Origin of the sequence: Streptomyces sp. 184 (assembly GCF_045781775.1) — a bacterium.
GTDB lineage: Bacteria > Actinomycetota > Actinomycetes > Streptomycetales > Streptomycetaceae > Streptomyces.
Genome location: NZ_CP123230.1, coordinates 3,309,598 through 3,322,134 on the forward strand (window position 1 = coordinate 3,309,598; position 12,537 = coordinate 3,322,134).

10 protein-coding genes are annotated in these 12,537 nt (G+C 76.0%); 5 read left to right on the plus strand and 5 right to left on the minus strand.

All coding sequences use genetic code 11. From position 1 onward, the window contains the following. Nucleotides 1-4: 4 nt before the first annotated feature. The gene (locus QBL21_RS13985) at nucleotides 5-478 is read right to left on the minus strand and encodes a cation:proton antiporter regulatory subunit (protein WP_407562492.1); all 474 of its coding nucleotides are present in this window, start codon (nucleotides 476-478) and stop codon (nucleotides 5-7) included. A 272-nt stretch (nucleotides 479-750) separates the two neighbouring features. Between QBL21_RS13985 and QBL21_RS13990 the strand changes: the two genes are divergently transcribed. Continuing rightward, on the plus strand, nucleotides 751-1,410 hold the full coding sequence (locus QBL21_RS13990; protein ID WP_407562493.1) for a response regulator: 660 nt from the start codon (nucleotides 751-753) through the stop codon (nucleotides 1,408-1,410). A 100-nt stretch (nucleotides 1,411-1,510) separates the two neighbouring features. Here the strand turns inward: QBL21_RS13990 and QBL21_RS13995 are convergent, their stop codons facing one another. Next, nucleotides 1,511-2,908 carry an MFS transporter gene (locus QBL21_RS13995; protein ID WP_407562494.1) on the minus strand — a complete coding sequence of 466 codons (1,398 nt, stop codon included), beginning with the start codon at nucleotides 2,906-2,908 and terminating at the stop codon, nucleotides 1,511-1,513. 89 nt (nucleotides 2,909-2,997) lie between these two features. Here QBL21_RS13995 and QBL21_RS14000 point away from each other — a divergent pair, with 89 nt between their 5' ends. Next, nucleotides 2,998-3,603 (plus strand): TetR/AcrR family transcriptional regulator, encoded by a 606-nt coding sequence (locus QBL21_RS14000; protein WP_407562495.1) that lies wholly within the window; start codon nucleotides 2,998-3,000, stop codon nucleotides 3,601-3,603. Between the two features lie 63 nt (nucleotides 3,604-3,666). On the opposite strand, the gene QBL21_RS14005 is transcribed toward QBL21_RS14000, so the two are convergent. Further along, nucleotides 3,667-4,641 carry an alpha/beta hydrolase family esterase gene (locus QBL21_RS14005; protein ID WP_407562496.1) on the minus strand — a complete coding sequence of 325 codons (975 nt, stop codon included), beginning with the start codon at nucleotides 4,639-4,641 and terminating at the stop codon, nucleotides 3,667-3,669. A gap of 62 nt (nucleotides 4,642-4,703) precedes the next feature. Between QBL21_RS14005 and QBL21_RS14010 the strand changes: the two genes are divergently transcribed. Then, nucleotides 4,704-5,876, plus strand: coding sequence for a helix-turn-helix domain-containing protein (locus tag QBL21_RS14010; protein WP_407562497.1), 1,173 nt, complete (start codon nucleotides 4,704-4,706; stop codon nucleotides 5,874-5,876). Nucleotides 5,877-5,901: 25 nt separating this feature from the next. On the opposite strand, the gene QBL21_RS14015 is transcribed toward QBL21_RS14010, so the two are convergent. Both QBL21_RS14015 and QBL21_RS14020 read right to left on the minus strand, forming a co-directional pair. After that, a complete protein-coding gene (locus QBL21_RS14015) occupies nucleotides 5,902-7,002 on the minus strand; it encodes an alpha/beta hydrolase (protein ID WP_407562498.1) in 1,101 nt (366 codons plus the stop codon). Nucleotides 7,003-7,203: 201 nt separating this feature from the next. Further along, entirely contained in the window at nucleotides 7,204-8,616 is a 1,413-nt protein-coding gene (locus QBL21_RS14020) for a hypothetical protein (protein ID WP_407562499.1), read from the minus strand. A gap of 158 nt (nucleotides 8,617-8,774) precedes the next feature. Between QBL21_RS14020 and QBL21_RS14025 the strand changes: the two genes are divergently transcribed. After that, nucleotides 8,775-9,773, plus strand: coding sequence for a histidine kinase (locus QBL21_RS14025; RefSeq protein WP_407562500.1), 999 nt, complete (start codon nucleotides 8,775-8,777; stop codon nucleotides 9,771-9,773). A 218-nt stretch (nucleotides 9,774-9,991) separates the two neighbouring features. Then, complete coding sequence (locus QBL21_RS14030) at nucleotides 9,992-12,508, plus strand: GH116 family glycosyl-hydrolase (RefSeq protein WP_407562501.1); 2,517 nt, start codon at nucleotides 9,992-9,994, stop codon at nucleotides 12,506-12,508. Nucleotides 12,509-12,537: the final 29 nt, after the last annotated feature.

The following is a 12,537-nucleotide window of genomic DNA, read 5'->3' on the forward strand; positions in this document are numbered from 1 at the left end:
GCGCTCACTCCCGCCCGAGCAGCGCCGCGGCCGCCTCGATGCCTTCGCGGGTGCCGATCACGATCAGCGTGTCGCCGCCGGCGAACCGGAAGTCCGGGGTGGGGGAGGGGATGGCCTCCGCGCGCCGCAGCACGGCCACGATCGACGCTCCCGTCTCGGTACGGATCCGGGTCTCGCCCAGCACCCGGCCGTTCCAGTACGACGTGGCCGACAGCTCGATGCGCTCGGCGACCAGCCCCAGGTCGGTGGTGTGCAGCACGTTCGGGCTGTGGTGCGAGGGCATCAGCGCGTCGATCAGCGCCGCGGTCTCGGGGCCGTTCAGATGCAGCGACTGCGCGCAGGCGTCCGGGTCGTCGGACCGGTAGACGTTGATCGACCGGGTGCCGTCCCGGTGCGCGATCACCGACAGGTGCTTCTTCTCCGCACGTGTCGTGAGGTCGTACTTCACACCGATGCCCGGCAGCGGTGTGGTGCTCATCCTTGGAGCAGGCACGGCCCGTCCCCTTTCCGGCTTTCTTGCTGACGTGTCGCGCGTCCGCGGCCCCGGGTTCGGGCAGCCGATCCCCCCGCGCGGCGCAGCGGACATCGTGTCATCCCGCCGTACACGGGAACATGGGTGTCAGCACGGATGGACAGCCGGCCTCCGGCCGGGACACCATCAGTGCCGGGACGGTAGTCTCCTCCGCCGGTCGCAGCCCCGGTCAGGCCAGGTCCCGCCGGCTGCGTCCACCGTCCACAGGGAACCCGCGAATGAACCGAGCGGTCAAGGCCCGCGTCCTGCTCGCCGACGACCACGCGCTCGTACGCCGCGGAATCCGGCTCATCCTGGACGCCGAGCCCGACCTGACCGTCGCCGCCGAGGCGGGCGACGGCGCCCAGGCCGTCGCGCTCGCCCGGGACGGGGCCGTGGACCTGGCGATCCTGGACGTGGCGATGCCCCGGCTGACCGGGCTCCAGGCGGCGCGCGAGCTGTCCCGCGTGCGGCCTGGCTTGCGGATACTCATCCTGACGATGCACGACAACGAGCAGTACTTCTTCGAGTCGCTGAAGGCCGGGGCCGCCGGCTACGTGCCGAAGTCCGTCGCCGACCGGGATCTCGTCGAGGCGTGCCGGGCCGCGCTGCGCGACGAGCCGTTCATCTACCCGGGCGCGGAGACGGCGCTCATCCGCCGCTATCTCGACCGCGCCCGCCAGGGCGACCCGCTGCCGGCCCGGCCGATCACGGAGCGGGAGGAGGAGATCCTCAAGCTCGTCGCCGAGGGACACACCTCGAAGGAGATCGGGGACCTGCTCGTCATCAGCGCGAAGACGGTGGAGCGGCACCGGGCCAACCTGCTCCAGAAGCTGGGCCTGCGCGACCGGCTGGAGCTGACCCGGTACGCGATCCGCGCGGGCCTGATCGAGCCCTGACGCCCTACGCCCTTACGCCCCGACGCCTGCCGCCGCGCCGAAGACGCGACCGGCGGGGCACGGCGCCTCGGCCGCACCCCGCCGCCCCCGCCGCCCCGCCTCAGGCGGTCGCCGGCGCCGGGCGGCCCGGTGTCAGCGCCCCCGCGACCGCCGCCGACACCGCCGCCGCCACGGCCGCCACCGTGAACGCCTCCGTGAACCCCTCCAGCGTGCTGCCGACGAGGCTCGCCGCCGCCACGCTGGAGACCACCGCGGCGCCCAGCGAGGCGCCGAACTCGTGGAACGTGCTCACGATGCCGGAGGCGATCCCCGCCTCGTGCGGCGCCACCCGCCCCAGCGCCGTCGCCGAGGCGACCACGAACATCGCGCCCGTGCCCAGCGCCGCGACGGTCACGCCGATCGCCACCGTGACCGGCCGCATCGAGAGCGCGGGCACCGCCAGACCGGCCGCCGCGGCGGTCAGCGCGGCGACGGCGGGCGTACGCGCGCCGGTCCGGCCGATCAGCCGGCCGGTCAGGTCCGCCCCGAGCATCGCCGCGAACGCGACGGGCAGGAACAGCAGCCCGGTGTGCAGCGCCCCGTAGCCGCGGGCGTGCTGGTAGTAGAACGTGCCCAGGAAGAACACCGCCACCATCAGCGCCGTCGCCATCAGGATGAGGAACGCGCCCGTGGCCACCGGCCGCCGGGCCAGCAGCCGCACGTCCATCAGCGGGGAGCGGGCGCGCCGCTGCCAGGCGGTGAAGAGCAGGTAGCCGACGGCCGCGAGCAGGACGAGCCCGGCGGTACGGGCCGTGAGCCAGCCCCGTTCGCCGGCGTCGATGAGCCCGTAGATCAGCGTCGCCGTCGAGGCGGTCACCAGCCCCGCCCCGAGCAGGTCCACCCGGGACCGCTCCGCGGGCGCCGGGCGGGCCGGCAGCAGCACCGCGAGCACGGCGACGATGACGAGTCCGATGGGCACGTTGACGTAGAAGACCCACGGCCAGCCGGGGCCCGCGGTCAGCAGCCCGCCGAGGAGGACGCCGAGCGCGGCCCCGCCGCCGCCGAGCGCGGACCAGATGCCCAGGGCCTTGTTCCGCTCCTCGCCCTCGAAGAGCGTGACCACCAGCGACAGCGCGGCGGGCGACAGCAGCGCGGCGCCGACGCCCTGCGCGATGCGCCCGCCGACCAGTGTGCCGCCGGACTCGGCGAGCCCGGTGGTCAGGGACGCGGCGGTGAAGACCAGCAGCCCGGCGAGCACCACGCGCTTGGGGCCCACCAGGTCCGCGATCCGGCCGCCGAGCAGCATCAGCCCGCCGAACGTCAGCGTGTACGCGCTGACCGTCCAGGTCAGCGCCGCGCGGCCGAGCCCGAGGTCGGCCCCGATGTGCGGGAGCGCGATGGCGACCACCGTGACGTCGAGGATCAGCATGAGCTGCGCGATGCCCAGGAAGCCGAGGATGCGCCAGCGGGCGGGGTGCCGCCCTTCCTTCGTCGGTTGCCCGACCTCGTGCGAAGTCATCAGACCCTCCGGTTATCTCGTACGTTGATGTACGAGTTCTAACGGGGGACTGTAACGCAAACATTCCCGTACGAGTTAGGCTGGTGGCCGTGACCGCCTCCCCCCGCCCCCGCACCCGCCGCCGGGCCGACGCCGAGCGCAGCATCGCCCGCATCGTCGCCGCCGCCCGGGAGGAGCTGCGCTCGGATCCCAGCGCGACCACCGACGACATCGCCAAGGCCGCGGGCGTGGGGCGGATGACCCTCTACGGGCACTTCAAGACCCGGGCCGAGCTGGTCGACGCCGCGCTCCGGGACGCGGTGGAGGACGGCGACCGGACCCTGGCGGCCGTGGACCTGGCGGGCGACGCCTACGCCGCGATGCACCGGCTGCTGGTCTCCAGTTGGGGGCTCGTCGCCGAGTCGGCGGCGCTGCTGACCGCCGCCCAGGGCGTGCTGCCCGCCGGACGGGTACGGGAGCTGCACGCCGGCCCGGCCGCCCGCGTCGACGAACTCGTCCGCCGCGGCCAGGACCAGGGCGTCTTCCGCACCGACATGCCGGCGGCCTGGCTCGTCGGCGTCGCGCAGCACATCCTGCACGGCGCCGCCGAGGAGGTCCGGGCCGGCCGGCTGGAGCTGGCGCCGGACGAGGTCTCCGACGTGGTCACGAAGTCGGTGCTGGCGGTGCTGGCGACACCGCCCGCGCCCGGCCCGTAGCCCGCGGAGACCCCGCGGCACCCTGCCCGGCGGCCTGCCCGGCGGCCTGTCCGGCGGGCAGGTCTAGGCGTTGAGGCCGAAGAACGCGATGGCGCGCTCGGCCATGCCGGACATCGGCAGCGAGTGGCCCACGCCCTGGAGGCTCACCGCCTCCACCGGCGCCTGCTCACCCGTGCCGCCGTAGCGGGTGCGGGTCCAGCCGGACTGCGGGCTGTCGGTCATGGCCGGGTTCTGGCCCACGCCGTGGACGTCGGTCCACTGCTTGATCTGCTCCTGGAAGTTGGGGTAGCGCAGCGTGGAGTCGTTCGTGCCGTGCCACACCTGCATCCGCGGGCGCGGGCCGCCGTAGCCGGGGTACGCGCCGCGCACCAGGTCACCCCACTGCTGCGGGCTGCGCATGATCTGGCCGTTGGCGCAGGCGCTGTTCCAGCCGGAGCCGTCGGTGGTGGCGAAGCAGCCGTACGGCACGCCCATGAACGCCGCGCCCGCCTTGAACACGTCGGGGTAGTTGCCGAGCATGACGTTGGTCATCATCGCGCCGGAGGAGGCGCCGGTGACGAACGTCCGGTTCGGGTCGGCGCCGTTGTTCGCGCGCACGTACTGCACCATCGAGCGGATGCCGACCGGGTCGCTGCCGCCGTCGCGGCGCAGCGCCTGCGGCGAGGAGACGTCGAAGCACTGGCCGCCGCGGGTGGCGGACGGGTAGACGACGATGAAGCCGTAGCGGTCGGCGAGCCGGGCGAACTCGGTGCCCGAGTGGAACGCGGGGCCCGAGCCCGTGCAGTAGTGGATCGCCACGAGCACGGCGGGCTGCGGGCGGACGTTGTCCGGGACGTAGAGGTGCATGCGCAGGTTGCTGGGGTTGTTGCCGAAGTTCGTCACCTCGCGCAGGGTCGCCGCGGACGCCTGGGGCGGCGCGCCGAGCGACAGGGCGGCGAGGAGGGCGAGGACGCAGCCGAGGAGCGCGGCGTGCAGCGGGCGCGCCCGGCGGCGGGTGGGGGGTGGTGTCGCGGCTCGGCCCGCGTCTCGGGCTGTCACTCGGCCCGTGGCTCGGGCTGCGGCTCTGGTGAACATGTCCATGCCCTTTCTAGACTGCGTGCGTGAAGGGTCTGCTGGTGCGGCTTTCGTCGCTGGACGCGGACGCCGCCGCGGCGGTGCGCGTGATCGCCCACTTCCAGGCGCTGTTGGGCGGCGGGGCGGTCGACCCCGAGGTGCTGGTGCGGTCGACCGCCGCGCTCGCGGGCTGCCCGGCGGGGCTCTCGGGACAGGCGGGGGCGTCGGGCCGGGACGGCCGCCGGGCGGTGCGCTTCGGGCCGGACGGTGCGGCGCTGCCGTGCGACGGGCCGCCCGAGGCGTCCGGCGCGTCCGGTGCGGCTGATCGTGTGTCGGGCCGGCGGTCGCTGGCCCCCACGGGGTGCGTATGGCTCGAACGGGACGGCGGGCCGGGCCCGTTGGACGACCTGGTCCTCGAATGGATGGCGCTCGCGGCCGGCGTCAGCCCGCCGCACCCCGTACGCGCGCCGCACGTCGCCGACCCCGCGCTGGTGGAGACGGTGCTCTCCGAACGGGAGGCCGTCGAGGACCGCGTACGGGCCCTGCGGCTGCTCGGGCTGAGCCCCGAACGGCCGCTGCGGGTGGTGGCGGTGGCGGGCGGCCGGGAGACCGACGCGGGGGTGGCGGCGGTCGCGCTGCTCGCGCGCGGCGCACCGGGCGCGACGGTACGGATCGCGGCGATGGACGCGCTGGCGGCGGTGCTGGTGCAGCCGGCGGAGGGCGGCGCGAACGCGGCGGGGGAGCCGGCCCGGGACCTCTCGCTCGCGGCGGCGGAACGGGTACGGGGGCGGTTCGGCGTCGGGGGCGGGGTGGCGCCCGTACGGGCCCACGTCTCCTGGGCGCAGGCCCGCACCGCGCTGCGGTTCGCCGGCACCGGCGGCCCGGGGGAGGCGGTCGCCGACCACGACGCGCTCGGCCCGCTGGCGCTGCTCGCCGAGGTGCCGGCCGAACGGCTGCGCGCCGACCCGGGCGTACGGGCCCTCGCCGCGCTCGCCGCGCGCGACGGCGGCGAGTCGAGCATCGCGGCGCTGGACGCCTTCTGCCGCACGGGCTCCCTGCGCCGGGCCGCCGCGGAACTGCACCTGCACCACAGCTCCGTCGCCGCCCGGCTCGCCCGCGCGGAGGCGGCGCTCGGCGGCCGGCTGCGCGAGCCGGACGACCGGCTGCGCGCCCGGCTCGCCCTGTACGCCTGGCGGCTGGCGGTGACCGCCGAGGAGTGACGGCGCACGGCGGGGGCCACGGGCGTCACCCCTGCTCGTGGCCGCGCTCGCCCGCTTCTGTGCCGCGCGGGCGCGGGCCGCCGGCGTACGCGTCCGGGGCGCCGGTGCCCCCGGTTCGTACGCGCCCGTGTTCCCGGCCGGTGCGCGCCGCGGGCCTGTCACCGGTCTCCGTCGGCGCCAGCGCCGTCCGCAGGGCGGTCAGGGAGTCGGCGAGGATCCGCCGGGCCACCGGCGCGTGGGTCACTCCCACCGCGCCGTGGAACGTGCCCGGGTAGAAGCCCAGTTCCACCGGCACCCCCGCCGCCGCCAGCGCGTCCGCGTACGCCACGGCCTCGTCGCGCAGCGGGTCGAACTCCATCACCGCCACGTACGCCGGCGGCAGCCCCGCCAGGTCGGTGGCCCGGGCCGGTGCCGCGTACGGCGGCACGGCAGGCGAGCCAGGCACGCCGGGGCCGAGGTACGCCTCCCAGCTCAGCCGGGCGTTGCGGCGGTTCCAGACCGGCGTGTCGGTGAACTCCCGGGCGCTGGGCGTGGCCAGGCGGTCGTCCAGCGCCGGGCTCCGCAGGTGCTGGCAGTGGATCGGCGGGCCGCCGCGGTCGCGGGTCAGCAGGGCGAGCGCCGCCGCGAGCCCGGCGCCCGCGCTGTCGCCCCACAGCCCGATACGGGCCGGGTCCACGCCGAGTCCGCTCGCGTTCGCGGCCAGCCACCGCAGGCCGGCGCGGCAGTCGTCGAGCGCGGCGGGGTAGGGGTGTTCGGGCGCGAGGCGGTAGCCGGCGGCGACGACCACGGCGGGCAGCTCCCGGCAGAACCGCAGGTGGGTGTCGTGGTCGACCTGCGGCGAGCCCACGACGAAGCCGCCGCCGTGCAGCGCGTACACGGCGGGCAGCGGGCCGGCGGGCGTCGGTGCCGGTGTCGCGGGGAGGTAGACCCGTAGCGGCACCTTCGGCGCGCCCTCGGCGAGGCCGGGTGCGCGCACGTCCCGTACGACGACGCCCGACTCGTCGGCCGCGGGTGCGGCGGCAAGCCCGGCCGCCTGGGCGGCCCGCGCGGCGGCGGGGTCGGAGATGTCGACCTCGGCCATCAGCGCGACCGCCGCGGCGAGTTCGGGGTCGAGCGCGTAGCGCATGTGCGGATCCCGTCGTGGGGGGACTTCCGGGTGCCGGTGCGCTTCGCACGGTGTCACGCGGCGGGCGCGGCGGACATCAGACGCCCGTCGGGAAAGCCGCGGCCCGCACCCGACGACCGTGCGCGCCGGTGCCGCCGGCCGCGCGCGGTCCTGCCCCGCCGTCCTGCGCCCTCTCGCTCCCCGGCCCCCACCCCCCGGGCCTCACCCCCCGCCGGGGTACGCCCTGTTCGTGATGCGGACCGCGTCCTGGTGCACCAGCCAGCGCGTCAGGTACGCCCAGCCCGCGTGCATCGCCACCCACTCCTCCCGCCCCGCGTACGGGTCCGCGTCCTCGGGCGCGTACGTCCGGCCGTCCGCGTGGCGCTGCTGCATCGCCAGCGCGCGGCCCGCGTGCAGCCGCTCCCAGTACGCGCCGCCGAGGCTCGCGCGGCCGTCGAGCCGCAGGTCGCGCGCCACCACGTCCATCGCGACGAAGTCCATCCGCCGCGACGGGCCCCAGCTCGTGCCCTGCGGGAAGTAGATCCCGTCCGAGCCGCGCACGTACATCGTGCCGCCCGGTGCGGCGTACGGCGGGCTGGTGAACTCCCGGTCGGCGAGGGCGGCGTAGACCACGTCGAAGTTGTGCAGCGCCGCGCGCGGCGCGGGTTCGCCGGCGAGCGCGGAGGTGAGCACGGCGTGGGTGTTCTGCACGGCGGTGGCCATGTAGTCGGGGTGGACGATGCCGTGGTTGACGACGAGGCCGTCCTCCTCCGCGTTCCAGCCGTCGACCCAGCGGGACACCGGCCGGCCGTGCAGCACCTCCCGGCTGCCGAGGTCGGACGGGCGGGCGAACGCGGAGACCATCAGCTCCAGGTTCGCCTGCCGCCAGGCGGGCGCGTGGCGGTGGCCGGGCATCATCGCGGTGGCGACCTGGAGCAGCATCGCGTTCCAGGAGTTCTCCTCGGCCTTGCTGTCGCCGGGGGTCTGCTCGACGCCGTCGCGGTCCTTCCAGTACGGGACGTCGTAGCCGCGGAAGCGGTCCGCCTCGTACGCGGTCATCGCGCGCACCCACTCCCGTTCCGCGGGGGTCAGGTCGTCCCACAGCAGCCAGCCGGCGAACCCGGCCAGCGCCGCCCACAGCGCGCTCTGCCACGCGTCGCCCCAGCCGGCCGCCTCGTTGGCGCGGTGGTGCCCGGCCACCGAGGTCAGCAGCCGTACGGCCGTCGCGCGGGCGCGCGCCTCGGTGACGCCCGTGCCCTCGGCGTCGTACGCGCCCGTGGCCAGCGCGGCGGCGAGCGCGAACGCCTCGGCGGCGACGGGGCGGATGTCGTGCTCGCCGGTGCCGCCGAGGTCGAGCAGGCCCTCCTCGCCCTGGCCGGCGAAGCGCTCGTCGTACCAGGTCGTCAGCGCGTAGCGGTTGGCGTTGACCAGGATCGCGCGCAGCCGCGCGGCGTCCTCGCCGGCCGGCGGCCCCTCGTCGAAGTCCGACCAGTCGACGGGCACGACCCGGCCCGCCGGCGGCCGGTCGGGCGCCGCCGCGCCGGCGGGCAGCGCCGGCAGGCCGGCAAGCAGCGTCGCGAGCAGCGCGACGAGGAGCACCGAACGCGACCGGCGGCCGCCGCTTGCAGAAGCCATGGCACTGCCTCCTCCGAGTGGTACGACCCGTGTCCCACCCGGAAAGTAACCGCTTGCTACGACCTCGTGAACCCCTCCCGCACCCGGCCCCGGCCCCGTCCCCGCCCACCGATCGCACATAGTGGTACGCACTGTACGAACCGAGGAGGCCCCGCCCCGTGTCCCTGTTCTGGCGGATCTTCGGGCTCAACGCCCTGGTGCTCGGCACCGCCACCGGCGTGCTGATGCTGGCGCCCGTGACCGTCTCCGCGACCGTCCTGCTCGCCGAGGCCGTCGTCCTCGTCGCGGGCATGACCGTCATGCTCGTGGCCAACGCCGCGCTGCTGCGCGTCGGCCTGGCCCCGCTCGAACGCCTCACCGGGCTGATGGCCACCGTCGACCTGCTCCGCCCCGGCCAGCGGCTCACCGTGCCGGGCACCGGCGACGTCGCCGAGCTGATCAGCACGTTCAACGCCATGCTCGACCGGCTGGAGGCCGAGCGCGCCGCCAGCACCGGGCGCGCGCTGTCCGCGCAGGAGGCCGAGCGGCGGCGCATCGCGCAGGAGCTGCACGACGAGGTCGGGCAGAGCATGACCACCGTGCTGCTGGAGCTGAAGCGCGCCCGCGAGCGCGCGCCGGAGCCGCTCCGCGCCGACCTGCTGCGGGCGCAGGAGACCACCAGGGAGAGCCTGGAGGAGGTGCGCCGGCTGGCCCGCCGGCTGCGCCCCGGGGTGCTGGAGGACCTGGGCCTGGTCAGCGCGCTGACCTCGCTGGGCACCGATCTCGCCGGGCACACCGGGATGCGCGTCGAGCGCCGCCTCGACACGGACCTGCCGCCGCTGCACCCGGACGTCGAGCTGGTGCTCTACCGCGTCGCGCAGGCGGCGCTGACGAACGTCGTACGGCACGCCGCCGCGGACCGGGTCGGGCTGAGCCTCGTGCGCACCGGCGCCGCGGTGGAGCTGCGCGTCACCGACGACGGCCGCGGGCCGGGCAGCGCCCCCGAGGGCGCCGGGATCCGCGGCATGCGCGAGCGGGCCCTGCTCATCGGCGCGGCGCTGGACGTCGCGCCGGCCCCGGGCGGCGGCACGCAGGTGGTGCTCACCGTGCCGGACGCCGGACGGGCCCGCGGCGGGGTTCCGGACGCCGGGCCGGAGGCGTCCGCCGTACGGCGCTAGCCGGACGCGCCCCGCCGCCCGGACCCGCGCCGCCTCGCCCGCCCCGGCACGGCTTTCGGTCCCGTCGCACCGCCGCGGTCACCCCGTACGACACCTGCCGGATGAAATCGATTTCGGATACGGTCCCCTACCAGCGGGCGCCCCCGGGACGTACGCCGCGCGCACAGGTGGCGTACGCCCCCGGGCGCCCGCACCGGCACCCGAGGAAACGAGGAACCATGCACGACACCCCCTGGCCGGTGGTACGCCGCTACCGAGGCGACCGGCTCGCCCACATCGCCATGCCGGTCGGCGGCATCGGCACCGGCTCCATCGGCTTCGGCGGGCGCGGCCAACTGCTCGACTGGGAGCTGTTCAACCGCCCCGCCAAGGGCTTCACCCCCGACTCCTTCTTCTGCCTGCGCGCGGAGGGCGCCACCGGGTCCTTCACCCGCGTCCTCGAATCGGCCCTGCTCCCCGGCGAGTACGCGGGCCACGGCGGCAGCCCGTCCGCGCTGCACGGCCTGCCCCGCTTCCGCGAGGGCGAGTTCGCCGCCGCCTACCCCTTCGGCCAGGTGCGGCTGAGCGACCCGGAGCTGCCGGTGGAGGCGACGGTACGGGTCTTCAACCCGCTCGTCCCCGGCGACGCCGACGCCAGCGGCGTCCCGGCGCTGGTCTACCGCGTCCGGATCCGCAACACCGGCGCCGAGGAGCTGGCCGTCGACGTCTGCGGCAACCTCCAGCACGTCGCGGGCCGCCGCCACACCGGCGGCCTGCCCGCGGGCAACGTCTTCCGCCGCGTCGAGCTGGACGGCGCCACCCTGCTGGCCGGGCACACCACCGAGGTCGCCGAGGACGACGAGAGCTGGGGCACCCTGGCGCTCGCCGCCCTCGGCGGGCCCGTCACCGGACACCGGCTGACCTGGGCCCGCCGCTCCTGGGGCGACTCGCTGCTGGACTTCTGGGACGACTTCTCCGCCGACGGCCGGCTGGCCGAACCCGCGGACGGCGCCCGCGTGCCCACCGGCTCGCTCGTGGTCTCCGACCGCGTCCCGGCGGGCGCCGAGCGCGAGTTCACCTTCGTCGTCGCCTGGCACTTCCCGCACCGCCGCGGCTGGACCCACCGCTTCCAGGGCCCGCCCGACTACGGCCACGGCGCCGACGTCGTCGGCAACCACTACGCCACCCGCTACGCGGACGCCGCCGACGTGGCCGCCCGGCTCGTGCCCCGGCTGGCCGACCACGAGCGCCGCACCCGCGCCTACGTCGAGTCCGTCACGACCTCCAGCCTGCCGCCCGCGGTACAGGACGCCGTGCTCTCCAACGCCGCCGTGCTGAAGACGCCGACGTGCTTCCGTATCGCCGACGGCACGTTCCTGGCCTGGGAGGGCGGCAACCCCGACCACGGGAGCTGCCACGGGAGTTGCACGCACGTGTGGAACTACCAGTACGCGCTGGAGCAGCTCTTCCCCGACCTGGCCTGGACGATGCGCGAGGTCGAGTTCGTGCACGCGCTGGACGAGCGGGGCCTGATGAGCTTCCGCGCCGGGCTGCCGCTGGAGCGCGAGGGCACCGGCTGGCGGATCGCCGCCGCCGACGGGCAGCTGGGCGCCCTCGTACGGCTCTACCGCACCTGGCGTCTGACCGGCCGCGACGAGAAGCTGGCGGAGCTGTGGCCGGGGGCGCGCCGGGCGCTGGAGTTCGCCTGGATCCCGCTGGGCTGGGATGCGGACCGCGACGGGCTGATGGAGGGCTGCCAGCACAGCACCAGCGACGTCGAGTACTACGGGCCGAGCGGGATCAACCAGTCCTGGTACCTGGCCGCGCTCGCCGCCTGCGAGCGGATGGCGCGGGCCCTGGGCGAGCACGCGTTCGCGGACACCTGCGCCGAGGTGCTGGCCCGCGGCGCCGCGGGGACGGACGCGGAGCTGTTCAACGGCGCGTACTACGAGCAGAAGGTGCTGCCCGCCGGCTCCGCCGACCGCATCGCCGAGGGGCTGCGCATCCGCTACGACGGCGACAACCCCGACGTCGGCTCCGACGACCTCGTCCGCCCGGACCTCCAGATCGGCCCCGGCTGCATGGGCGACCAGCTCGCCGGCCACACGCTCGCCGTGCTCTGCGGCCTCGACGACCGGCTCGACCCCGAGCACACCGCGACCGCGCTGCGCAGCGTGCTGCGGCACAACCACCGCGGCGATTTCCACTCGCACATGAATCATTTGCGCACCTTCGCCCTCGGCGATGAGCACGGGCTGCTGAACTGCACGTATCCACGCGGCGGCCGGCCGACGCGACCCTTTCCGTACTGCAACGAGGTGTGGACGGGCGTGGAGTACACCGCGGCCCTGGGGCTCGCCGCGCAGGGCGACCGGGAGGCGGCCGAGCACGTGGTGGCGGACGTCCGGGACCGCTACGACGGGCGAGTGCGCAACCCGTTCAACGAGGTCGAGTGCGGCAACCACTACGTGCGCTCCATGGCCTCGTTCGGACTGGCGCACGCCTGGCCGCGGACCGTGGTGGACGCCGGCGCCGGGACCGTCGAACTCGACCCGCTGCCGGGCAGGTGGCCGGTCGTCGCGGGCGGCCACGTGGGCGTCGTGCACGTCACCGCCGGCCCGGACGGGAGCGCGGACGGGGCCGTGGCGGAGGCGGTCTGGGAGTCGGTCGCGGAGGGCGCCGGGGGGCCGCTGACGGTACGGCTGCGCGACGCCGTCGCGGGCGCCGGGGGCGGCGCCGCGGCCCCGCCCGCGTAGCGGGGGGGCACCCGCCCGTACGGACGTGA

Excerpts from the sequence above, each read along its gene's own strand:
- QBL21_RS13995 (WP_407562494.1), bottom strand. The coding sequence starts at position 2,908 with ATGACTTCGCACGAGGTCGGGCAACCGACGAAGGAAGGGCGGCACCCC.
- QBL21_RS14015 (WP_407562498.1), bottom strand. The coding sequence starts at position 7,002 with ATGCGCTACGCGCTCGACCCCGAACTCGCCGCGGCGGTCGCGCTGATG.
- QBL21_RS13985 (WP_407562492.1), bottom strand. The coding sequence starts at position 478 with ATGAGCACCACACCGCTGCCGGGCATCGGTGTGAAGTACGACCTCACG.
- QBL21_RS13990 (WP_407562493.1), top strand. The coding sequence starts at position 751 with ATGAACCGAGCGGTCAAGGCCCGCGTCCTGCTCGCCGACGACCACGCG.
- QBL21_RS14020 (WP_407562499.1), bottom strand. The coding sequence starts at position 8,616 with ATGGCTTCTGCAAGCGGCGGCCGCCGGTCGCGTTCGGTGCTCCTCGTC.
- QBL21_RS14030 (WP_407562501.1), top strand. The coding sequence starts at position 9,992 with ATGCACGACACCCCCTGGCCGGTGGTACGCCGCTACCGAGGCGACCGG.